Here is a 21,135-nt window from a genome sequence, read left to right on the forward strand (position 1 = left end):
GCCCCCGTCCCCGCCTCCCGTCCCAGCCCGTGCGGCGCGGCGGCGTTCGCGGGAGACTCGGCGTCATGCGTACTGCGTACAGCGTGGAGAGCGTCAGGGCCGCCGAGCGGGAGTTGATGGCGCGGGTCCCCGAAGGGGCCCTCATGCAGCGGGCCGCCGCCGGGCTGGCCGCCGCCTGCGCCGGGCTGCTGGGGCGGGTGTACGGCAGCCGGGTCGCGCTGCTGATCGGCAGCGGGGACAACGGGGGTGACGCCCTGTACGCCGGGGCGCGGCTGGCCCGTCGGGGCGCCGGGGTCACCGCCGTACTGCTGTCGCCCGAGCGGGTGCACGGAGGCGGGCTCACCGCCCTGCTGCGGGCCGGGGGACGGGCGGTGCACGCCGGTGACGAGGGCGTCGCGGGGGTGGTCGGGCGGGCCGATCTCGTGCTCGACGGGATCGTCGGCATCGGCGGGAAGGGCGGGTTGCGGGGGCCGGCCGTGCCGCTCGCCGAAGCCGTCGGGCGCTCCGGTGCCGCCGTGGTCGCCGTCGATCTGCCCAGCGGGGTCGACGCCGACACCGGCGAGGTGCGCGGCGCCGCCGTCCGCGCCGATCTGACCGTCACCTTCGGGACGCACAAGCCGGGGCTGCTCGTCGATCCGGCGCGGGAGTACGCCGGATCCGTGCGGCTCGTCGACATCGGGCTGGGGGACGTCCTGCCCCCCGAGCCCGAACTGGAGGCGCTCCAGCACGCGGAGGTGGCGCGGCTGCTGCCCCGGCCCGGCGCCGAGAGCGACAAGTACCGGCGGGGCGTGGTCGGTGTCGCCGCCGGGTCCGCGCGCTATCCGGGCGCCGCCGTGCTGGCGGTCGCGGGCGCGCTGCGGGGCGGCGCGGGCGCGGTGCGGTACGTCGGACCGGCCGCCGAGGCCGTCATCGCCCGCTTCCCCGAGACGCTGGTGTCCGACCGCGGGCCCGCGCACGCGGGGCGGGTGCAGGCGTGGGTCGTCGGACCCGGGGCCGGGGAGGACGCGGACGTGGTCGCGGAGGTGGTGGCGGCCGACGTACCCGTGCTCATCGACGCGGACGGGCTGCGCCTGGCCGACGCCGACGCCGTACGGGGGCGTGGCGCGCCGACGTTGCTGACCCCGCACGCCGGGGAGGCCGCCGCGCTGCTCGGCATCGACCGCGAGGAGGTCGAGGGGGCCCGGCTGGCGGCGGTGCGGGAACTCGCCGGGCGGTACGCCGCGACCGTGCTGCTCAAGGGGTCCACCACCCTGGTCGCGGACCCCGGGGGCGGGGCCGTACGGGTCAACGCCACGGGGACCGGGTGGCTGGCCACCGCCGGGAGCGGGGACGTGCTGTCGGGGCTCGCCGGGTCGCTGCTGGCGGCCGGGCTCACCGCTCTCGACGCGGGCAGCGTGGCCGCCTATCTGCACGGCCTCGCGGGCAGATTCGCGGCGGACGGGGCGCCCGCGGGCGCCCATGACGTGGCCGAGGCGATCCCGGGGGCCTGGCGGGACGTACGGGGATGACGCGAGGGGGGCGGGCCGGGCGGGGGTGAGGGGTGAGGGTCGGTTCTGCCGGGGTGAGGGGCCGGGATCGTTCCTGCCGGGGTGAGGGGCCGGGATCGTTCCTGCCGGGGGTGACGGACAGGCCGGCCTTGCTGGGGGTGGCGGGCAGGGAGCGGTCCTGCCTGGGGTGGCGGGCAAGGATCGGTTCTGCGGGAGGTGGCGGGCAAGGATCGGTCCTGCCAGGGGCGGCGGGCGGGGGCCGGTCCTGCCGGAAGGGGTCGGTGGGGGTCGGTGGGGATCGGCCCGGGTTTCCTGACCCCCTCTGAGAGACTGGACCCCCTATGACTGCCATGACTGAGACTGACGCCCTGCCCAGTGGTCCGATGCGGGCCCGCGCTGTCATCGATCTCGGCGCGCTGCGTGCCAATGTGCGGACGCTGCGGGCCCTCGCGCCTGCGGCGCAGCTCATGGCGGTCGTGAAATCGGACGCCTACGGACACGGGGCCGTGCCCTGCGCGCGGGCCGCGCTGGACGCCGGGGCCGATTGGCTGGGGACCGCCACGCCCGAGGAGGCGCTCGCGCTGCGGGCCGCCGGGATCCCGGGGCGGATCATGTGCTGGCTCTGGACCCCCGGCGGGCCCTGGCGGGAGGCCGTCGAGGCCGATCTCGATGTGTCCGTCAGCGGGATGTGGGCGCTGGAGGAGGTCGTCGCCGCGGCCCGCGAGGGCGCCGGGGTCGCCCGGATCCACCTCAAGGCCGACACCGGGCTCGGGCGCAGCGGCTGCCAGCCGGGGGCCGACTGGGACCGGCTGGTCGGCGCCGCACTGCACGCCGAGACCGAGGGCCTCGTCCGGGTCACCGGGCTCTGGTCCCACTTCGCCTGCGCCGACGAACCCGGCCACCCCTCCATCACCGCCCAGCTCACCCGGTTCCGCGAGATGGTCGCCCGCGCCGAGGCCATGGGCGTACGGCCCGAGGTCCGGCATCTCGCCAACTCGCCCGCCACGCTCACCCTCCCCGAGAGCCACTTCGACCTCGTGCGGACCGGCATCGCGGTCTACGGCATCTCGCCCAGTCCCGAGATCGGCACCTCCGCGGAGCTGGGGCTGCGGCCGGTGATGACCCTGACCGCCTCCCTCGCGCTGGTGAAGCACGTCCCGGGCGGACACGGCGTCAGCTACGGGCACCGCTACGTCACCGCCGGGGACACCACCCTCGGACTCGTCCCCGTCGGATACGCCGACGGCATCCCCCGGCACGCCTCCGGCACCGGGCCCGTCCTGGTCGGGGGCAAGTGGCGGACCGTCGCCGGGCGGATCGCCATGGACCAGTTCGTGGTCGACCTCGGCGGCGACGAACCCCCGGCCGGCGCCGAGGCCGTGCTCTTCGGACCCGGCGACGGCGGTGAGCCCACGGCCGAGGACTGGGCACGGGCCGCGGGGACCATCGCGTACGAGATCGTCACCCGGATCGGGAGCCGGGTGCCCCGGATCCATGTGAACGCCCTGCCGGAACAGGCCCTCGGCGGCCATGGGGGGCGTGCGTGAGCGACAGCGGGGTCGGCGGGCCGAACTGGCGCAAGGCCACCGGGATCGCCGGTGCCGCCATAGGAGTGCTCGCGGCGGGCGCGGCGGCCGGGGTCGCCATCGAGCGGATGACCGTCGGACGCGGGATACGCCAGAAGGCGCGGCTCGCGCTGGACTCCGCCGGTCCCTACGGCTCGCTGCGCGGCACCCCCGGCAGGGCCCACGCCGACGACGGCACCGAGCTGTACTACGAGGTGGACGAGGTCGAGCCCGCCGAGGCGCTCACCCCGCGCCGCCGCCGGCTCTTCGGCCGCAAGGCGCCGCTGCCCGTCACCGTCGTCTTCAGCCACGGCTACTGCCTCAACCAGGACTCCTGGCACTTCCAGCGCGCGGCCCTGCGCGGTGTCGTCCGTACCGTCCACTGGGACCAGCGCAGCCACGGGCGCTCCGCGCGCGGCGTCGCGCAGATCGAGCGGGACGAGGCGGTCAGTATCGACCAGCTCGGCCGGGATCTGCGGGCGGTCCTCGACGCCGCCGTGCCGGAGGGGCCGATCGTGCTGGTCGGGCACTCCATGGGCGGGATGACGGTGATGGCCCTGGCCGACCAGTTCCCCGAGCTGATCCGGGACCGGGTGGTCGCCGTCGCGCTCGTCGGCACCTCCTCCGGGCGGCTCGCCGAGGTGAGCTTCGGGCTGCCGGTCGCGGGCGTCAACGCGGTGCGGCGGGTGCTGCCGGGGGTGCTCAGGGCGCTCGGGCAGCAGGCCGATCTGATCGAGCGGGGGCGGCGGGCCACCGCCGATCTCTTCGCCGGGATCATCAAGCGGTACTCGTTCGCGTCGCGGGACGTGGACCCGGCCGTGGCCCGGTTCGCCGAGCGGATGATCGAGGCCACCCCGATCGACGTCGTCGCCGAGTTCTACCCGGCCTTCACCGACCACGACAAGGTCGAGGCGCTGGAGCGGTTCACCGGGCTCCCGGTGCTGGTGCTGGCCGGGGTGAAGGATCTGGTCACCCCCAGTGAGCACAGCGAGGCCGTCGCCGACCGGCTGCCGGACGCGGAGCTGGTCCTGGTCCCGGACGCCGGGCACCTGGTGATGCTGGAGCACCCCGAAGTGGTCACCGACCGGCTCGCGGACCTGCTCACCCGGGTCGGGGCGGTCCCGGCAGGGGCTACCGTAAGTGGCTATGGAAGCAGCACCGCGCAGCCAGGCTGACGTATCGCACGGCACCCCGGCCGACCCTTCCGGCACCTCCGGGGTGTCCGGTCCGGTGGGCCGGGCCGACCTGGGGCGGATCGTCGTACGGTCCCCCGAGCAGATGCGGGAACTGGGCCGTCGGCTCGCCGGGCTGCTGCGCGCCGGTGACCTCGTGATGCTGACCGGGGAGCTGGGCGCGGGCAAGACGACACTGACCCGGGGGCTCGGCGAGGGCCTCGGGGTGCGGGGCGCGGTCACCTCGCCGACCTTTGTGATCGCCCGGGTGCATCCCCCGCTCGGGGACGGTCCGCCGCTGGTCCACGTGGACGCCTACCGGCTCGGCGGCGGACTGGACGAGATGGAGGACCTCGACCTCGATGTCTCGCTCCCGGACTCCGTGATCGTCGTGGAGTGGGGCGAGGGCAAGGTCGAGGAGCTGACGGACGACCGGCTGCACATCGTGATCCACCGGGCCGTGGGGGACACCAGCGACGAGGTGCGGCGGGTGACGCTGACCGGGGTCGGTGAGCGGTGGGCGGCGGCCGACCTCGGCGGGTTGTCGGACTGAACCGGCCGCCCGCCCCGCACTCCCCGGGTGCCGACATTCCGTCGGGAAAATATTGCGTTCACCCTCGCGCCCGTGTTCACATGGTATCCCGAGCGTAGTTAGGTGTACCTAAGTACCTGACTGCCCCCGCCCCCGAACATCAGGAGGCGCCCATGTCGGCCACATCCAGCACGCCGCAGCCGCACGAGCCGACGGGGGCGTCACGCGAACCGGGCGCACCGGACCGGTCGGCCGTCCCCGGCGGCGCGTCGGGTGCGCCGGGCGTGTCCATGAGTGAGCTGCTCGGGTCGTGCGCGGCGGCGGCCCTGATCTCCACGCCCCCGCCTGCGCCCCCATCCGCGTCCAGGCCGGTGAAAGGCACGGTCAGGAGGTCGGCCCCGCCGCCTTCCCGGGCGGCGTGACACCGGCCGGTACCGGAGTGGGGAGCGCGGGGAGGGAGTGGTCCGCGGGACCTCGGCGGTAGGTGACCCTGGATCCTCTGAGGATGCTGTCCGTGGGACCTCGGCGGTAGGTGATCCTGGATCCTCTGCGGATGCTGTCCGCGGGACCTCAGCGGATGACGACGATCCGCGCGCCGATCGTGGCGAACGCCCACATCGCGTCGCCGTCCTGACGGGTCTCCCGGATGCCCCCGGCCCTGACCCCCGGCTTCGGGGGCCGGGTGGAGCCGTCGACGGCCGCGCTGAAGCCGATGGCGGTGCCGTCGACCGAGGTGAAGCGGACGACATGCTCGATGGCGGTGCCGTCGGCACCGGTGGCCTTGTTGGACCGGGAGGTGACGGTGTAGGTGCCCGGTGCCGGGTCGACCGTGGAGGGGGTGACCTGGAACGTGCGCTTGACCCGGTCGCCCGTGGCGACCAGCCAGACCCGGTCGTCGTCCAGCGAGTACACCACCCGCTCGCCCCGCCCGCTGCTGTGCGGCAGCGCCGTCGGGTGCTGCTCGTCACGGGGGGCCTTCGGCGCCTTCGCGGCGGCCTCCTGGGTGCCGGCCAGCCGGGCGGGGGCGGTCGCGGACGCCTGGTAGGTGAGGACCCCGACCGTGGCGAGGGCCGCCGTGGTGAGCCCGACCACGATCACCGCGCTGCTGCCTGCCACCGTCGCTCACCTCTGCGTAGTCGGTACCTCCGGCCGACCGTAGCAGTCGGTGGCCGTCCCGCCGGGACGTCCGACAGGGGCGCCCCGGCGCCGTACGCTGTTTGCGTGCTCTTGCTCGCTCTGGATACCGCCACCCCCGCCGTCACCGTCGCGCTGCACGACGGGACGGACGTCGTCGCCTCCACCTCCCAGGTCGACGCCCGCCGCCACGGCGAGCTGCTGCTCCCGGCCGTGGACCGGGTGCTGGCCGAGGCCGGGCTACGGCTCGACGCCGTCACCGGGATCGTCGTAGGGACCGGTCCCGGCCCGTACACCGGGCTGCGGGTCGGGCTGATGACCGCCGACACCTTCGGGCTCGCGCTCGGGGTCCCCGTGCACGGGGTGTGCACGCTGGACGGCCTGGCGTACGCGGCCGATCTGCCGGGCCCCTTCGTCGTGGCGACCGACGCCCGCCGCAAAGAGGTCTACTGGGCGCGCTACGACGACTCCCGCACCCGGGTCACCGAACCGGCCGTGGACCGCCCGGCCGACCTCACCGAGCGGGTCGCGGGACTGCCTGCGGTCGGCGCGGGCGCGCTGCTCTACCCGGACACCTTCCCGCGGGCGCACGAGCCCGAGCACGTCTCCGCCGCCGCGCTGGCCCGGCTGGCGGCCGAGCGGCTCGCGGCGGGCGGGGAACTGCCCGAGCCCCGGCCGATGTATCTGCGCCGCCCGGACGCCCAGGTCCCCAAGAACTACAAGGTGGTCACCCCGAAGTGACCGAAGCCATCACGGACGTGACGACGACGGCCGGGTCCCCCCGGCTGCGTGAGATGCGCTGGTGGGACATCGATCCCGTGCTGGTCCTGGAGAAGGCGCTCTTCCCCGAGGACGCCTGGTCGCGCGGGATGTTCTGGTCCGAGCTGGCGCACGCGCGGGGGTCCGAGGCGACCCGGCGCTATCTCGTCGCCGAGGAGGCCGACGGGCGGATCGTCGGCTACGGCGGACTGGTCGCCGCCGGTGAGCAGGCGGATGTGCAGACGATCGCCGTGGCCCGGGAGCTGTGGGGCAGCGGGCTCGGCGCCCGGCTGCTGACCGAGCTGCTGCGGGCGGCGACGGCGTTCGAGTGCGCCGAGGTGATGCTCGAATGCCGGGTCGACAACGTGCGGGCCCAGCGGCTGTACGAGCGGTTCGGCTTCGCGCCCATCGGCTTCCGGCGCGGCTACTACCAGCCCGGCAACGTGGACGCGCTGGTGATGCGGCTCAGCGACCTGCCCACGACCTTCTCCCCGCACGACAGCGACGTACAAGGAACCGAGATCAATGGCTGACGAACCCCTGGTCCTGGGGATCGAGACCTCCTGCGACGAGACCGGCGTGGGCATCGTGCGCGGCACCACGCTGCTGGCCGACGCCGTCGCCTCCAGCGTGGACGAGCACGCCCGCTTCGGCGGCGTCGTCCCGGAGGTCGCCTCGCGCGCCCACCTGGAGGCGATGGTCCCGACGATCCAGCGCGCCCTGAAGGACGCGGGGGTCGCTGCCGGCGACCTCGACGGCATCGCCGTGACCGCGGGCCCCGGCCTCGCGGGCGCGCTGCTGGTCGGGGTGTCGGCGGCGAAGGCGTACGCGTACGCGCTGGGCAAGCCGCTGTACGGGGTCAATCACCTGGCCTCCCACATCTGCGTCGACCAGCTGGAGCACGGGCCGCTGCCGGAGCCGACGATGGCCCTGCTGGTGAGCGGCGGCCACTCCTCGCTGCTGCTCTCCTCGGACATCACCTCGGACGTGCGTCCGCTCGGCGCGACCATCGACGACGCGGCGGGCGAGGCGTTCGACAAGATCGCCCGGGTGCTGAACCTGGGCTTCCCGGGCGGCCCGGTCATCGACCGGTACGCGCGCGAGGGCGACCCGAAGGCGATCGCGTTCCCGCGCGGGCTGACCGGCCCGCGCGATCCGGCCTACGACTTCTCCTTCTCCGGCCTCAAGACGGCCGTGGCCCGCTGGATCGAGGCCAAGCGGGCGGCGGGGGAGGAGGTGCCGGTCCGGGACGTGGCGGCGTCGTTCCAGGAGGCCGTGGTCGATGTACTGACCCGTAAGGCGGTCCGGGCCTGCAAGGACGAGGGCGTGGAGCATCTGATGATCGGCGGCGGGGTGGCCGCGAACTCGCGGCTGCGGGCGCTGGCGCAGCACCGCTGCGAGGCGGCCGGGATCGAACTGCGGGTGCCCCGGCCGAAGCTGTGCACGGACAACGGCGCGATGGTCGCGGCGCTGGGCGCGGAGATGGTGGCCCGGGGCCGGTCGGCGTCGAGTTGGGACCTGTCCGCGGACTCGTCCCTCCCGGTGACGGACCCCCACGTCCCCGCACTCCCCACGCACGCGGACTCCCACGACCACGTGCACGAGGTGAGCAAGGAGAACCTGTACTCGTGACGGTGGCGTTGATGTGGGAGGCGCGGGCGCTTCCCGGACGGGGGCCCGACCTGCTGGCGTGGGCGCGGGAGCAGCGGCTGGCCGCCGTGCCGGTGCGCAGGGAGACCTTCGCCGCGCCGCAGGACCGGGTGCTGGTGGTGACCTGGTGGGACGCCCCCTACGACGCCGAACTGCCGGAACTGCCGGAGCCGGCGGGAGACTTGGTGACCCGGGCGGTGCACAGGTGGCGTTTCGAGTCGGTCGGCGTGGAGCGGCGGCCGGACCCGGAGGTCGGCTGAACCGTGCCGCAGCAGCCGCCCGAGGGCGTCACCCCCGACGCGCCCTCTTCGATACGCGTCCCTCTCCTCACCCAGCAGTGGCTCGACCTCGCCTTTCTGCACTGGGCCGTCGAACCGGCCGCGGTGGCACCGCTGTTGCCGCGCGGGACCGTGCCCGACACGCACGAGGGGCTCACGTATGTCGGCCTGGTCGCGTTCCGGATGCACAAGGTCGGCTGGTTCAGGCTGCCGGGCGTCCCGTACCTGGGCAGTTTCCCGGAGACGAACGTCCGGCTGTACTCGGTGGACCGGCACGGCAGACGCGGGGTGGTCTTCCGCTCGATGGACGCGTCCCGGCTGATCCCGGTGGCGATGGGGCGGGTGGGGTTCCGGCTGCCGTACGTGTGGTCCCGGATGTCGGTCCGGGCGGCCGGTGACACGGTCACCTACACGAGCCGCCGACGCTGGCCCGGCCCCCGGGGCGCGCACAGCCGGATCGTGGTGAAGGTGGGCGAGCCCCTCACGGACCCCACCGCCCTCGAACACTTCCTCACCGCCCGCTGGGGCATGCACAACGCCTTCTTCAACGGCGCCGCGTACCTCGCCAACCACCACCCCCGCTGGCCCCTGCACCGCGCGGACCTGCTGGAGTGCGACGAGAACCTGATCACGACGGCAGGACTCCCGACCCCGACCGACCCCCCACTGAGCGTGCTCTACTCCCCCGGAGTACCGGTCCGCCTGGGCCGCCCCACCCGACGCCCGGCGGGGATCCCCACGCCTTGAGAGGGGTGGGCCGTCATCGACCGGCAGTCCTACGCCGTCGTGGCCGAGGGCAGTGTCGAGGGGGGACGTGCGGTCTCCGGGGCGGGGCTGCGGCAGGCTGTGACCGACTTCGTCTATCAACTCGCCGAGCATGTGTACCGGTTGGCCGGTTGCCAGGAGCCCCGGGACTTCCCGGAAGGGCTTCCGCGGTACGAGGTGCCCGAAGCTTAGATTTTCCGAAGAAAAGCCCTGCGCCGGGGGCCCCTGTCCTGATTCGGACGTAGGTTCGTCCATGTGACCGCAGATGACGAGCAGACCGGGGAGAGGCGTTCGCGGCGGCGGCTGTTGAAGGTGGTCGGTGGGGTGACGGCCGGGGTCGTCGTGCTCGGTGGTGTCGCCGGTGGGTGGGTGTACTGGAAGCTCGACGCCAACATCACCAGCGTCGACATCAACAGCGCGCTCGGTGACAACCGGCCCGCCAAGCCCGTGGTGACCCCCTCCGCCGGGGCGTCCGCGGCGTCCGTGCCGTTGCCCGGTGAGGCGGTCAACATCCTGGTGCTGGGCTCGGACTCCCGCAGTGGCGCCGAGAACCAGCGGCTCGGCGGAGGGGACAGCGAGGGCGCGCGGTCGGACACCGCGATGGTGTTCCACATCGACGCCGGCGGCGAGTCCGCCCAAGTGGTGAGCATTCCCCGGGACACCCTGGTCTCCCGGCCCGCCTGTCCGCTGCCGGACGGCGGGCAGGCCCCGGCCTGGAACGGGGCGATGTTCAACAGCGCGTACGCCGTCGGCGGGCCCGTGTGCGCGGTCAAGACCGTCGAGGCCATGACCGGCGTCCGCATGGACCACTACCTGGAGATCGACTTCGCCGGGTTCGCCGAGCTGATCGACGCCGTCGGGGGCGTCACCGTCACCCTCGACCAGGCCATCGAGGACAAGAAGTCCCGGCTCTCGCTCGACGCCGGCACCCATCTCCTCGACGGCGAGCAGGCCCTCGCCCTCGCCCGCACCCGCTACGGGCTGCCCGGCGGCAGCGACCTCGCCCGGATAGAACTCCAGCAGCAGCTCATCAAGGCGCTGATCACCCGGATCACCGACATCTCCCTGCTCAGCGACCCCGTCGAGCTGTACGACGTGGCCACCACCGTCACCGACAGCCTCACCACCGACACCGGCCTCGACTCCCTCACCGAGCTGGTCGACCTCGGACAGAGCCTGCGGGCGCTGTCCGCCGACTCCGTGAAGACCGTGACCCTGCCCGTCGTACGGGCCCCCTCCGACCCCAACCGGGTGGTGGCCGACGAGCCCGAGGCGCGTGAGCTGTGGGAGTCCCTGAGGTAGAGGGGGAAGAACCCAGCGAGAAAAAAGCGAGAAAAGATTCGTACGGGTGTCGATTCGCGGTCGGTCCGATCGACGCACAGGGTGAGAGGCGAGGAGAGACCGCGCCGCCGACCGAACGAGGAGCCACCATGCCGCGCTACATGTCCCTGATCCGCGTGGACGAGAACGACCAGCCCGCCGGCGGCCCCAGCCCCGAGCTGATGGAGCGGATGGGGGTGCTGCTGGAGGAGATGACCAAGGCGGGCGTGATGCTCGACACCGGCGGCCTGCACTCCACCGCCGAGGGCACCCGGGTGCGCTGGGAGGGCGGGAAGATCTCCGTCACCGACGGGCCCTTCACCGAGACCAAGGAGGTCATCGGCGGCTACGCGCTGCTCCAGTGCAAGGACCGGGCCGAGGCCGTGGAGTGGGTCACCCGGTTCCTGAAGGTCCACGAGGAGTTCTGGACCGTCACCTGTGAGCTGCGGGAGATCATGGCGGGCTGACGCCCCGGGCCGTCGGAACGGCGTCCATCCCGGGCGGTCATCTCGACGGCCCTCCCGGCGGTCATCTCGACGGCCGTTTTGGCGGCTGTCCCGGCGGCCATTCTGGCGGCCAGTTCGGCGGCCACCTCGCCGTTCATCCCGCTGTAGACCTCGCCATTCATCCCCCCCGTTCGTTTCGCCCCGGCGAGTGACTCCTTGGTGCTTCGCGCCGCGCGGTGTTCGATGGGGACCGTGAGCCCACAGCCCCCTGTCGACCCGCGCGGCACCGCCGCCCCCGCCGAGGACACCCGCACCGCCGCCACCACCGTCGAGACCGTCTTCCGGCTGGAGTCCCCCCGGGTCATCGCCGCCGTCACCCGGATCGTCCGGGACGTCGGGATCGCGGAGGAGATCGCGCAGGACGCCCTGGTCGCCGCCCTGGAGCAGTGGCCACGCGACGGTGTCCCCGACCGTCCGGGCGCCTGGCTGACCACCACCGCCCGCCGCCGCGCCGTCGATCTGGTGCGGCGCCGGGAGAACTACACCCGCAAGCTCGCGGAGATCGGGCGGGACCTCACCGACGCCCCGCCGCCCGAGGAGCCCGCCGACCCCGAGGACATCGACGACGACCTCCTCCGGCTGATCTTCATGACCTGCCATCCGGTGCTGGCCCCGCAGGCCCGCACCGCGCTCACCCTGCGCCTGGTCGGCGGACTCACCACGCCCGAGATCGCCCGCGCGTTCCTGGTGCCCGAGCCGACCGTCGCCCAGCGCATCGTCCGCGCCAAACGCACCCTCGCGACGAGGAACATCGCCTTCGAGGTGCCCTACGGCCCCGACCGCGAGGCCCGCCTCGGCTCCGTCCTCGACGTCATCTACCTGATCTTCAACGAGGGGTACGCCGCCACCGCCGGGGACGACTGGCTGCGCCCGGCGCTGTGCGAGGACGCCCTCCGCCTGGCCCGGCAGCTCGCCGCCCTGACGCCGAGGGAGCCCGAGGTGCACGGGCTGGCCGCGCTGCTGGAGTTCCAGTACGCGCGCACCGCCGCCCGCACCGCGCCCGACGGCACCCCGGTCCTGCTCAAGGACCAGGACCGCGGTCGCTGGAACCGGCTGCTGATCGGGCGCGGGGTCACCGCCCTCACCCGCGCCGGCGCCACCGCCGAGGGCCCGCCGGGGCCGTACGCGCTCCAGGCGGCCATCGCCGCCTCCCACGCGCACGCGTACCGCTACGAGGAGACCGACTGGCCGCGGATCGCCACCCTCTACGGACTGCTCGCGGCCCGCGCCCCCTCCCCGGTCGTGGAGCTGAACCGCGCGGTCGCCGTGTCGATGGCCGAGGGCCCGGGACCCGCGCTGGAACTGGTCGACGCCCTCGCCGACGCCCCCGCCCTGCGTGACTACCACCTCCTGCCCAGCGTCCGGGGCGACCTGCTGCTGCGCCTGGGCCGTACGGCGGAGGCGAGAGCGGAGTTCCAACGCGCCGCCGAACTGGCCGGCAACGAGCAGGAACGCGAACTGCTGCGCCGCCGCGCCGAGGACACCACCGCGCCCCCGGCCCACCGGGACGCCCCGCACGACGGCACCGCCCAGGCCGACCCGCCCTAGACAGGCGGCCGGGCCGGGTGGCCGATGAGCATGGAGGGGGCGCCGGCGACCCGCGTCAGGAACACCGTCGCGGACCGCGGCCCCTGCGGTTTGACCTTTCTGCGCAGCTCCTCCGGCTCCACGGCCGACCCGCGCTTCTTCACGGTCAGGATCCCCACCCCGCGCTCGCGCAGCAGCGCCTTGAGCTTCTTGACGTTGAAGGGGAGCCGGTCGGTGATCTCGTAGGCGGTGGCGAACGGCGTGGGGCGCAGTGCGTCGGCGGTGACGTAGGCGATGGTCGGGTCGATCAGCCCGCCCCCGAGCGCGTCGGCGACCTCGGCGACCAGATGGGCCCGGACGACGGCGCCGTCGGGCTCGTACAGATACCGCCCCACGGGACGGACGGCCGGGTCCGGCAGCCCACGCGAGAGCAGGCCGTACGGTCCCGGCAGCAGCGTCGCCCGGACGGCGCCCGGCGTCCCGGTACCGAACCACAGCACCGCCTCCTTCACCTCCCCGCCGTCCGAGATCCACTCCGCCTCGGCGGCCTCCGGCACGGCCTCGTGCGGGATGCCGGGCGCCACCTTCAGGGCCGCGCGCGGGGCCCCGAGCGCGGTGGCCACGGCCCAGGACAGGGGCGGTGAGTAGGACTCGGGGTCGAAGATCCGGCCCCGTCCGCCGCGCCGCGCAGGGTCCACGAAGACGGCGTCGTACGGCGTCACGTCGATGTCCGTCACATCCGCCTCCCGTACGTCGATCAGCTCCGCGAGGCCGAGCGCGGCGGCGTTGGCCCGGGCGACGGCGGCGGTCAGCGGGTCGCGGTCGACCGCGAGCACCCGGATCCCGGCGCGGGCGAGCGCGATGGCGTCCCCGCCGATCCCGCAGCACAGGTCGGCCACCGACCCGACGCCCAGCTCCGCGAACCGACGCGCCCGGTGCGCGGCGACGGAGGCCCGGGTCGACTGCTCCACGCCGTGGGGCGTGAAGTACATCCGGCCCGCGTCCTCGGCCCCGAACTTCGCCACCGCCCGCTGCCGCAGCCGGGCCTGGGCGAGGGCCGCCGACACCAGCGGGGCGGGATGGGCGCGGCGCAGCCGGGTGGCGACGGCGAGTTCCTGGGCGGGTTCGACGTCCCGTACCTCGTCGAGGAGGGCACGGCCTTCGGGGGTGAGGAGAGGAGCGAGGTCGTTCACCGGGTCATTGTGGGCCAGTCGGTGGATGGTGCGCGCCCGGTGGCGGTGTCGGCGGGCGGTCGGGGGCGGTGGCCTGCGAGGATCCGGCGCCATGGGAGAAGTCGTACAAAACTATAAAAATAGGTCAGAGGGTGGGGCTGGGGCACGGTCGGGTGGTGAGACGAGCGGCGGGGCCGGGACGCGGTCCGATGGTGGGGCCGGGACGCGGTCGAGCGGCGGAGTCGGTCTGCGGTCCGGTGGCGGCGCTGCGGCTGGGGCCTGGGCCGGGGCACGGTCGTGGCGTTGGGCCGGGCTGCGGTCGCGAGTCGGGGCCCGGTTGCGGTCGAGCCGTGGGCCGGGTCTGCCGTCGAGCGGCGGAGTCGGGCTGCGGTCGAGAAGCGGAGCGGGGCTGCCGTCGAGAAGCGGAGCGGGGCTGCGGCGGTTCGGGGTGGCCGGGCTCGCGCTCGTCGCCGTCGCCTCGCTCGCCTCCGGCTGCGGGGCGGGTGGCTCCGGACCGTCGGCCAACCCGGCCCCCGGTCAGCAGTACGCGGACAAGGCCGCCCAGCAGCGGGCCGCCCAGCAGGCCCGGGTGGCCGCGGCCAAGCGCTGGGGGCTGCGGACCCCGCCGCTGGTGGCGCCCGCGCCCCCGCAGCGCAAGCCGGAGATCACCACCCGGGACGGCTTCGAGGTGGACGGTCATGTGGAGGAGGGCCTGCCGCCGGTCTTCACCACCATCCCCACCAAGGAGAAGGTCGTCTTCCTCACGATCGACGACGGGGCCGAGAAGGACCCGGAGTTCCTCCGGATGATGAGCGAACTGAAGGTGCCGTACACCGCGTTCCTCAGCGACTACCTGGTCAAGGAGGACTACGCCCACTTCAAGCAGATGCAGGAGCGGGGCGTGGGCCTGAACAACCACACCCTCGACCACCCCTACATGCCGGGCCTCTCCTACAGCCAGCAGAAGCATCAGATCTGCGGCATGCAGGACGTGATGGAGAAGCGGTACGGCACCCGGCCGGTGCTCTTCCGCCCGCCCTTCGGCAACTACAACAAGGACACCCTGCGGGCCGCGAAGGACTGCGGCATCAAGTACGCGCCGCTGTGGAACGAGGAGGTCTTCGTCGACCACTGGGCGTACCGCGAGTGGGACCGCGATCTGCACCCCGGTGACATCGTCCTCAGCCACTTCCGGGGCGAGGACGACTGGGAGGGCACGATGCCCGACATGATCCGCCTCTTCCTGACCAAGGTCACGGAGAAGGGGTACGCGGTGGGCCGCCTGGAGGACTACCTGTGAGAGCCGTCGGGCGCCGGCCGCTGGCCGCCGCGCTGCTCCTGCTGACGACGGCGGCGGCGGTCTGCGGCGGCTGCGGGCGGGGGCCCGCCCCGTCGTCGTGGGTGAAGCCGGTGGAACCGGCGGGCGGCGCCTCCCCGGGAGCCTCTCCAGGGGTTCCTCCAGGGGCTCGTCCAGGGGTCCCTCCAGCGGCTCGTCCAGGGGTTCCTCCAGGGGCTCCTCCCGGATCGCCGCCCCGGGAGTCTCCGGGGGCTCGGTCCAGTGCTCCCCCCGGTGGTGGCGGGCGGGCAGGGCTGCCCGAGGTCCTTGACCGGGTCCCCACCCGCGACAAGGTGGTCTTCCTCACCTACGACGACGGCGCCGAACGCGACCCCGAGTTCGTGGACATGGTCCGCGAACGCCGGCTGCCCGTCACCCTGTTCCTCACGGACAGCGTGGCGGGCCCGGGGTACGGCCACTTCGCCCGGCTGCGTTCGGTCGGCGCCACCCTCCAGAACCACACCCTGGACCACGCCGCCCTGCGCGGCCTCCCGTACGCCGGTCAGCGGGCGGAGATCTGCGGCCAGCAGAACAAGCTCGCGTCCCGCTTCGGGATCCGCCCCACCCTGCTGCGGCCCCCGTACGGCATGTACGACGACACGACACTGAGGGCGGCGGCGGACTGCGGCGTACGCTCCCTGATCCTCTTCCGCGCCTCGGCGACGGACACACACACCCACTTCACCTCCGCCCCGGAACGTCTGCTCCCCGGCGATGTCATCACCCTGACCCCGCACGAGAACCCGGGTCCGACCCTGGTGACCCGTACGATCCGGCTGCTGAAGGAGATCGAGGCCGGCGGGTTGCGACCGGCCCGGCTGGAGGACCACCTCCGGGCGGACACCCCCTAGCGGATGGAGGGGCGGGCCGTCCCCGGGATGACGTCGATGCCCGCGTCGCAGACGGTGCCCTCCATCAGGCCGTCGGGGCCCCGGAGCGCCACTTGGGTCCAGCCCCGCCGGTCGTGGGCGAACGCCGCCGTGCACACCAGTTGCCGCAGTTCGGTGATGCCGAGGGAGCTGAGCGGCACCGGGAGCAGGACGGTGAGCTGTTCGGCGCCGTCCACGACCACCCGGACCTTCTGGTCGGGGCGCAGCGGGCCCGGCGTGCCCCGCATCCCGTTGGCCCGCTCGGCCGCCGACGGACCCGCGAACAGCGTCTCGACGGCCTCCTCCACCAGCACGGACGGCGGGGGCGCGAACACCTCGGGCGACCGCTCCCGGAACACCGGGACCAGCCGGCCGCTGGGGGACTGGAGAAAGATCATGATCCACAGCTCCGGGGCGTGGGCCAGATCGATCACCGCCGGACCGCCCGACTCGACGGGCTCGGTCGCGCTGATGCCGCAGCCGGTCAGAAGGGCGGCGGCCAGCGCGAGGGCGGCGGCACAACCCGGCATCCTGGTCACTTCCGCTCCTGTGAGGTCCTCGTGGGCGTGGGCGTGGGCGTGGGTGCGGGCGCGGGGGCGGGGGCCGGGCCGGGCCCGTGGGTCGAGTCCGCCGCCGTCCGCCCCAGGGCCCCGCCGTCGAGCGGGAGGGCGACCGTGAAGACGGCGCCCGGGGTGCCGGGGCGGTTCGCCGCGGTGATCGTGCCGCCGTGCAGCCGTACGTTCTCCGCGGTGATCGCCAGCCCAAGACCGCTGCCCGCCGAACGGGAACGGGCCGGGTCCGCCTTGAAGAAACGGTCGAAGACATACGGCAGCACCTCGGACCTGATGCCGGGCCCGCCGTCGGTGACGACCGCCAGCAGCAGCGGCGTACCGTCCTCCGCCGCGGCCCGGCGCAGGGTCACGGTCACCGGGTCCCCGCCGTGCCGCAGCGCGTTGCCGACCAGGTTGGCGATCACCACGTCGAAGCGGCGCGGATCGAGCCGGGCCCGGATGCCGTCGGGGAGATCGGCGCCGACCCGGCCGGTCCAGCGCCGGACCGACAAGGTGCGGCGGATGGTCTCGGCGACATCGACCTCGTCGGTGTTCAGCTCGGCGGCCTGGGCGTCGAAGCGGGAGATCTCGATCAGATCCTCGACCAGGACCGCCAGCTTCCCCGTCTCCGCGCTGATCAGCCGCACCGCCCGCGCGGTGTCCGGGTCGAGCCGGGCCGCGTCCTCGTCCAGCAGTTCGGTGACCGCGAGCATCCCGGCCAGCGGGGTGCGCAGTTCGTGGGAGACGTCGGAGGCGAAGCGCCGCGCCCGCGCCTCCGCCTCCCGTAGCTCCGTCACCGAACGCTCCAGCGCGGCCGACGACTCGTTGAACGTCCGTGCCAGATCCGCCAGTTCGTCCCGGCCCCGGACCTGGATCCGGGTGTCCAGCCGGCCGCTGCCGATGCTCAGCGCGGCCCGCCGCAGGTCCCGTACCGGGCGCAGCACGCTGCGGGCGGCCAGCAGCGCGGGCACGAGCGCGATCGCCAGCCCCGGTACGGCGCCGTTGCGGGCGGCCGTGACCAGCGCGTCGACCTGCATCTCCTCCTCGTCCAGGGGGAGTACGCCGTACATCACCAGACCGGAGTCGACCTCGGAGTGCTCCGTGATGCCCAGCACCACCGGCATCCCGACGACCAGATAGGGCCTTCCGTCCTTGACGACCCGCTGGAAGCTGCCGTGCGGGCGGCTCGCGGCGCGGCTGCGCAGTTCGGGGGTGACGACGGTGGACACCGGGCTGCTCCCGGAGGAGACGCGGACCTTCGTCCCGTACTCGGCGAAGACGTACAGGATGCGGGGCTTGCCGAGCTTGGCCAGGGTCTGGACCGAGATCTTGAGGCCCTCCGGGTCGACCGGCATCTGCACGGTGTACTGGCGGATCTGGTCGCGGAACGACGACACCGCCGTGTCCTGGGTCGCCTGGAGCACCGAGTTGCGGGCCTCGCGGTAGGTGAGCGCGGCGGTGGAGGCGGCGGTGACCAGGGCGACCAGCAGAAACGCCAGCACCAGCCGGGTCCTGAGCCCGAACCGGGCGAGCCGGGACCGACGGCGGACGCGGTCCTGGGAGGGCGGGAGCTGCCCCTGGGAGGGCGGGGGCCACCGTGGGCCACCGGGTGCCGGGGCCTGCCCACCGGGTGCGGGAGTCTGCCCGCCCGGTGCCGGAGTCTGCCCACCGGCTGCTGCCGGGGCCTGCCCGCCGGGTGCCTGAGTCTGCCCGCCGGGCGCCGGAGCCCGCCTCCCGGGTGTGGGAACCCGCTGGTCAGCCACGGGATCCCGTCGGTCAGCCACGGGATCCCGTCGGTCCGCCCCAGGCGCCCGGTCGCCCCGCGCCCGCTCCCGGCTGTCGTCCGGTGGGGGAGCCCCCGTGGCCCGGTGCCGCCGTCGCCCGCCGGGCAGGTGCCGTACGGCGTCGGCGGTCCGGGCCCGCCACCCGGTCCCGCCGGGTGCCCGCTCGACGGCACTCCGCTCCGCTCCGCCGCTCACAGGGGCCCGAAGCGGTAGCCGAAGCCCCGCAGGGTCTGGATGTAGCGGGGGGAGCCCGGTACGTCCTCGATCTTGTTGCGCAGCCGCCGTACGCAGGCGTCCACCAGCCGCGCGTCCGCGTGATAGCTGTGCTCCCAGACGTGCTCCAGCAGTTGCTGACGGCTGAACACCTGCTCCGGCGCACCGCTCAGATGCAGCAGCAGCCGCAGTTCGGACGGGGCCAGCGCCAGTGGACGTCCGGCCTTGGCGACGGTCAGTCCGGTGCGGTCCAGGGTCAGTTCGCCGTGCCGTTCGACGGCCGGGCGCCCGGCGCCGGGCCCCTCGATCCGCCGCAGCACCGCCCGGATCCGCGCCTCGATCACCTCCGTACGGGCCGGTTTGACGATGTAGTCGTCGGCGCCCGCCTCCAGCCCGATGACGACGTCGAAGTCGTCGCCGCGGGCGGTGAGCATGATGATCGGGAGCTGACCGGCCTCCCGGATCCGGCGGCACACCTCCACGCCGTTGACCCCCGGCAGCATCAGGTCCAGCAGCACCAGATCCGGCCGCAGTTCGGGGAGGGCGGCGAGGCCCTCCTCACCGGTGGCCACGGCCGCCACCTCGTGGCCGCGCCGCCGCAGCCCGAGTTCCACCCCCTCGCGGACCGAGGGGTCGTCCTCGATGAGCAGTACGCGTGGCATGGCGGTCTTCTTCCTCGGTTTCCTCGGCGCGGGCGCTCTGGGGTGTGGTGTTGCTGCTGCGGGCCGGTCAGCGGCGTTCGGGCCGCCTCCTGACACGTCGTACGGCGCCGGTGACCGCGGCGTCGAGTTCGGTGAGGCGCAACGGCCGGGCGAGGGCCACGAAGACCGCCCCGATCACCATCGCTCCCGCCGCCCCCGCGGCCGGCGGCCCGGCCACCTCGCCGGTGAACCGGGTGGCGAGCAGCCCCAGGCCCGCCGCGGGCACCGCCGCCACCAGCAGCCGGGCGACGGTCCCGGCCGACGCCGAACGCCACAGCGGCTCGGGGCGACGGCGCGCGACCCGCCGCGAACGCAGGGGGTGCCGCGAGCGTGGGGAGTGCCGCGGGCGTGGGGAGTGCCGGGCCCGCTGCCGAGGCACCTCGGCGCCGGGCGACGACGACAGCCGACGCCGTAGCACCTGCGCGGTCACCATCCACCCCACCAGCAGCGCGACCGAGTACGCCCCCGCCATCCCGGTCACCGCCCAGCGCACCGGCAGCAGCACATAGGCGGACACCGCGAGCCCCGCGTTCACCGTGACGATCACCAGGTTGAGCAGGAAGGGCGTACGGGTGTCGGAGAGCGCGTAGAACGCACGGGAGAGCACGTACTGCCCGGAGAAGGCCACCAGGCCCGGCGCGAACGCCATCAGGATGCCCGCCATCAGCGCCACGTCGTCCGGGCCGGTCCGCCCGTACCCGTACACCAGCGCCGTCACCGGCTGGGCCAGCGCCAGCAGGGCGCAGGCGGCGGGCACGATCATCGACGCGCTGGTGCGCAGGGCGTACGACACGTCACGGCGCACCGCCGCCGGGTCGTCGTCGGTGGCGGCCCGGCTCATCCGGGGCAGCAGCGCGGTCATCAGGGAGACGGTGACGATGCCGTGCGGCACCGCCCAGAGCGTGTACGCGTTGGAGTAGGCGCTGAAGCCCGCGCCGCCGTCGATGCCCTGTCCGGCCGCCTCCCGCCCGGCCATGGTCGCCAGCCGGGTCACCACCCAGTACGCGGCCTGGTTGGAGAGCACCAGCAGCACCAGCCAGCCCGCCGCGCGCAACGGCCGGGTCAGCCCGTGGCCCCGCCAGTCGAACCGGGGCCGCCAGCCGAAGCCGGCCCGGCGCAGCGACGGCACGAGCGCGAGTGCCTGGACGGCGATGCCCGCGGTGGTGCCCCAGCCCAGCAGCGCGCGGTCGGCGGCGCTGAGCGTGCCCCCGTCGCCGACCGCCAGATACAGGCCGAACACGGCGATGACGACCACGTTGTTGAGGACCGGCGTCCACATCATCGCGCCGAACCGGCCGCGCGCGTTGAGCACCTGGCCGAGCACGGTGAACAGGCCGAGGAAGAAGATCTGCGGCAGGCAGTAGCGGGCGAAGGCGACGGTCATCTCCGCCTGCGCCCCGGTGTAGCCGGTGTACATCTCCACGAGCAGCGGGGCGGCGGCGACCGCGGTCCCGGTGAGCACCAGCAGGGCGACGGCGCACACCGTCAGCAGCCGCTGGGTGTAGGCGGTCCCGCCGTCCGCGTGCTCCTTCGCCGCCCGGACCAGTTCGGGGACGAACACCGCGTTCAGTGCCCCGCCGATCAGCAGCATGTAGACGATGGTGGGGACGGCGTTGGCCACCGCGTAGCCGTCGGCGGTCATCCCGATGCCCAGCGCCGCCGCGACGACGGCCGCCCTGGCGAAACCGGTGGCCCGGGAGACGATCGACCCGGCGGCCATCAGCGCCCCGCTGCGCGCCACCGACGGAGCCCGCTTCCCGGCCGGAACCCGCTTCCCGGCGGGGGCGGGCTGCGACGCCGGCCCGGATCCCTGC

General features: G+C 74.2%; 21 protein-coding genes. 14 read left to right on the forward strand and 7 right to left on the reverse strand.

The features are described 5' to 3' along the window. The first annotated feature begins 65 nt into the window (after window positions 1–65). The 4 genes from ACIQNG_RS01525 to tsaE all read left to right on the forward strand — a co-directional run bounded on the left by ACIQNG_RS01525 (window position 66) and on the right by tsaE (window position 4,777). Window positions 66–1,508: an NAD(P)H-hydrate dehydratase gene (locus tag ACIQNG_RS01525; RefSeq protein ID WP_401482138.1), complete on the forward strand. Its 1,443-nt coding sequence runs from the start codon at window positions 66–68 to the stop codon at window positions 1,506–1,508. A 329-nt stretch (window positions 1,509–1,837) separates the two neighbouring features. Beyond that, entirely contained in the window at window positions 1,838–3,034 is a 1,197-nt protein-coding gene (gene alr, locus ACIQNG_RS01530) for an alanine racemase (RefSeq protein ID WP_401482140.1), read from the forward strand. Further along, window positions 3,031–4,227, forward strand: a complete 1,197-nt coding sequence (locus ACIQNG_RS01535; RefSeq protein ID WP_401482142.1) for an alpha/beta fold hydrolase — start codon at window positions 3,031–3,033, stop codon at window positions 4,225–4,227. The genes alr and ACIQNG_RS01535 overlap by 4 nt, the downstream gene beginning before the upstream one ends. Further along, window positions 4,199–4,777 carry a tRNA (adenosine(37)-N6)-threonylcarbamoyltransferase complex ATPase subunit type 1 TsaE gene (gene tsaE, locus ACIQNG_RS01540; protein ID WP_401482145.1) on the forward strand — a complete coding sequence of 193 codons (579 nt, stop codon included), beginning with the start codon at window positions 4,199–4,201 and terminating at the stop codon, window positions 4,775–4,777. Before ACIQNG_RS01535 ends, tsaE begins: the two co-directional genes overlap by 29 nt. A 139-nt stretch (window positions 4,778–4,916) precedes the next feature. On the opposite strand, the gene ACIQNG_RS01545 is transcribed toward tsaE, so the two are convergent. Continuing rightward, window positions 4,917–5,093 (reverse strand): hypothetical protein, encoded by a 177-nt coding sequence (locus ACIQNG_RS01545; RefSeq protein ID WP_401436776.1) that lies wholly within the window; start codon window positions 5,091–5,093, stop codon window positions 4,917–4,919. Window positions 5,094–5,326: 233 nt separating this feature from the next. Continuing rightward, window positions 5,327–5,872 (reverse strand): hypothetical protein, encoded by a 546-nt coding sequence (locus tag ACIQNG_RS01550; RefSeq protein ID WP_401436779.1) that lies wholly within the window; start codon window positions 5,870–5,872, stop codon window positions 5,327–5,329. Between the two features lie 105 nt (window positions 5,873–5,977). Between ACIQNG_RS01550 and tsaB the strand changes: the two genes are divergently transcribed. The 8 genes from tsaB to ACIQNG_RS01590 all read left to right on the forward strand — a co-directional run bounded on the left by tsaB (window position 5,978) and on the right by ACIQNG_RS01590 (window position 12,716). Next, window positions 5,978–6,631, forward strand: coding sequence for a tRNA (adenosine(37)-N6)-threonylcarbamoyltransferase complex dimerization subunit type 1 TsaB (gene tsaB / locus ACIQNG_RS01555; RefSeq protein WP_401436781.1), 654 nt, complete (start codon window positions 5,978–5,980; stop codon window positions 6,629–6,631). A gap of 53 nt (window positions 6,632–6,684) precedes the next feature. Continuing rightward, on the forward strand, window positions 6,685–7,182 hold the full coding sequence (gene rimI, locus ACIQNG_RS01560; protein ID WP_401436875.1) for a ribosomal protein S18-alanine N-acetyltransferase: 498 nt from the start codon (window positions 6,685–6,687) through the stop codon (window positions 7,180–7,182). Then, window positions 7,175–8,281, forward strand: a complete 1,107-nt coding sequence (gene tsaD / locus ACIQNG_RS01565) for a tRNA (adenosine(37)-N6)-threonylcarbamoyltransferase complex transferase subunit TsaD (protein ID WP_401482148.1) — start codon at window positions 7,175–7,177, stop codon at window positions 8,279–8,281. Before rimI ends, tsaD begins: the two co-directional genes overlap by 8 nt. Beyond that, window positions 8,278–8,559, forward strand: a complete 282-nt coding sequence (locus ACIQNG_RS01570) for a hypothetical protein (RefSeq protein ID WP_401482150.1) — start codon at window positions 8,278–8,280, stop codon at window positions 8,557–8,559. Before tsaD ends, ACIQNG_RS01570 begins: the two co-directional genes overlap by 4 nt. A gap of 3 nt (window positions 8,560–8,562) precedes the next feature. Then, the gene (locus ACIQNG_RS01575; protein ID WP_401436789.1) at window positions 8,563–9,324 is read left to right on the forward strand and encodes a YqjF family protein; all 762 of its coding nucleotides are present in this window, start codon (window positions 8,563–8,565) and stop codon (window positions 9,322–9,324) included. A 273-nt stretch (window positions 9,325–9,597) separates the two neighbouring features. Further along, window positions 9,598–10,644, forward strand: a complete 1,047-nt coding sequence (locus ACIQNG_RS01580; protein ID WP_401482152.1) for an LCP family protein — start codon at window positions 9,598–9,600, stop codon at window positions 10,642–10,644. A 128-nt stretch (window positions 10,645–10,772) separates the two neighbouring features. After that, the gene (locus ACIQNG_RS01585; protein WP_401436798.1) at window positions 10,773–11,129 is read left to right on the forward strand and encodes a YciI family protein; all 357 of its coding nucleotides are present in this window, start codon (window positions 10,773–10,775) and stop codon (window positions 11,127–11,129) included. Between the two features lie 222 nt (window positions 11,130–11,351). Continuing rightward, on the forward strand, window positions 11,352–12,716 hold the full coding sequence (locus ACIQNG_RS01590) for an RNA polymerase sigma factor (protein ID WP_401482155.1): 1,365 nt from the start codon (window positions 11,352–11,354) through the stop codon (window positions 12,714–12,716). Here the strand turns inward: ACIQNG_RS01590 and ACIQNG_RS01595 are convergent. Continuing rightward, a complete protein-coding gene (locus ACIQNG_RS01595; protein ID WP_401482157.1) occupies window positions 12,713–13,888 on the reverse strand; it encodes a methyltransferase domain-containing protein in 1,176 nt (391 codons plus the stop codon). The two genes, ACIQNG_RS01590 and ACIQNG_RS01595, sit on opposite strands and share 4 nt — an antisense overlap. Window positions 13,889–14,315: 427 nt before the next feature. Here ACIQNG_RS01595 and ACIQNG_RS01600 point away from each other — a divergent pair, with 427 nt between their 5' ends. Next, window positions 14,316–15,167, forward strand: coding sequence for a polysaccharide deacetylase family protein (locus ACIQNG_RS01600; RefSeq protein WP_401482159.1), 852 nt, complete (start codon window positions 14,316–14,318; stop codon window positions 15,165–15,167). Continuing rightward, entirely contained in the window at window positions 15,164–16,054 is an 891-nt protein-coding gene (locus ACIQNG_RS01605; RefSeq protein ID WP_401482161.1) for a polysaccharide deacetylase family protein, read from the forward strand. The genes ACIQNG_RS01600 and ACIQNG_RS01605 overlap by 4 nt, the downstream gene beginning before the upstream one ends. Here ACIQNG_RS01605 and ACIQNG_RS01610 read toward each other — a convergent pair. From ACIQNG_RS01610 to murJ, 4 genes are all read right to left on the reverse strand, one after another. After that, window positions 16,051–16,611 (reverse strand): hypothetical protein, encoded by a 561-nt coding sequence (locus tag ACIQNG_RS01610; RefSeq protein ID WP_401482163.1) that lies wholly within the window; start codon window positions 16,609–16,611, stop codon window positions 16,051–16,053. The genes ACIQNG_RS01605 and ACIQNG_RS01610 overlap by 4 nt on opposite strands. Then, window positions 16,608–18,128 carry an ATP-binding protein gene (locus ACIQNG_RS01615; RefSeq protein WP_401482501.1) on the reverse strand — a complete coding sequence of 507 codons (1,521 nt, stop codon included), beginning with the start codon at window positions 18,126–18,128 and terminating at the stop codon, window positions 16,608–16,610. The genes ACIQNG_RS01610 and ACIQNG_RS01615 overlap by 4 nt, the downstream gene beginning before the upstream one ends. Window positions 18,129–18,598: 470 nt before the next feature. Continuing rightward, window positions 18,599–19,282 carry a response regulator gene (locus ACIQNG_RS01620; RefSeq protein WP_401482165.1) on the reverse strand — a complete coding sequence of 228 codons (684 nt, stop codon included), beginning with the start codon at window positions 19,280–19,282 and terminating at the stop codon, window positions 18,599–18,601. A 67-nt stretch (window positions 19,283–19,349) separates the two neighbouring features. Next, window positions 19,350–21,041 (reverse strand): murein biosynthesis integral membrane protein MurJ, encoded by a 1,692-nt coding sequence (gene murJ, locus ACIQNG_RS01625; protein ID WP_401482502.1) that lies wholly within the window; start codon window positions 21,039–21,041, stop codon window positions 19,350–19,352. Window positions 21,042–21,135: the final 94 nt, after the last annotated feature.

Origin of the sequence: Streptomyces sp. NPDC091377 (genome assembly GCF_044757045.1) — a bacterium.
Classification (GTDB): Bacteria; Actinomycetota; Actinomycetes; order Streptomycetales; family Streptomycetaceae; genus Streptomyces.

Bases quoted from the DNA above. Each gene is read 5' to 3' on its own strand.
- ACIQNG_RS01525 (WP_401482138.1), top strand. From the start codon at position 66: ATGCGTACTGCGTACAGCGTGGAGAGCGTCAGGGCCGCCGAGCGGGAG.
- alr (WP_401482140.1), top strand. From the start codon at position 1,838: ATGACTGAGACTGACGCCCTGCCCAGTGGTCCGATGCGGGCCCGCGCT.
- tsaE (WP_401482145.1), top strand. From the start codon at position 4,199: ATGGAAGCAGCACCGCGCAGCCAGGCTGACGTATCGCACGGCACCCCG.
- rimI (WP_401436875.1), top strand. From the start codon at position 6,685: ATGCGCTGGTGGGACATCGATCCCGTGCTGGTCCTGGAGAAGGCGCTC.
- tsaD (WP_401482148.1), top strand. From the start codon at position 7,175: ATGGCTGACGAACCCCTGGTCCTGGGGATCGAGACCTCCTGCGACGAG.
- ACIQNG_RS01585 (WP_401436798.1), top strand. From the start codon at position 10,773: ATGCCGCGCTACATGTCCCTGATCCGCGTGGACGAGAACGACCAGCCC.
- ACIQNG_RS01590 (WP_401482155.1), top strand. From the start codon at position 11,352: ATGGGGACCGTGAGCCCACAGCCCCCTGTCGACCCGCGCGGCACCGCC.
- ACIQNG_RS01620 (WP_401482165.1), bottom strand. From the start codon at position 19,282: ATGCCACGCGTACTGCTCATCGAGGACGACCCCTCGGTCCGCGAGGGG.
- murJ (WP_401482502.1), bottom strand. From the start codon at position 21,041: ATGGCCGCCGGGTCGATCGTCTCCCGGGCCACCGGTTTCGCCAGGGCG.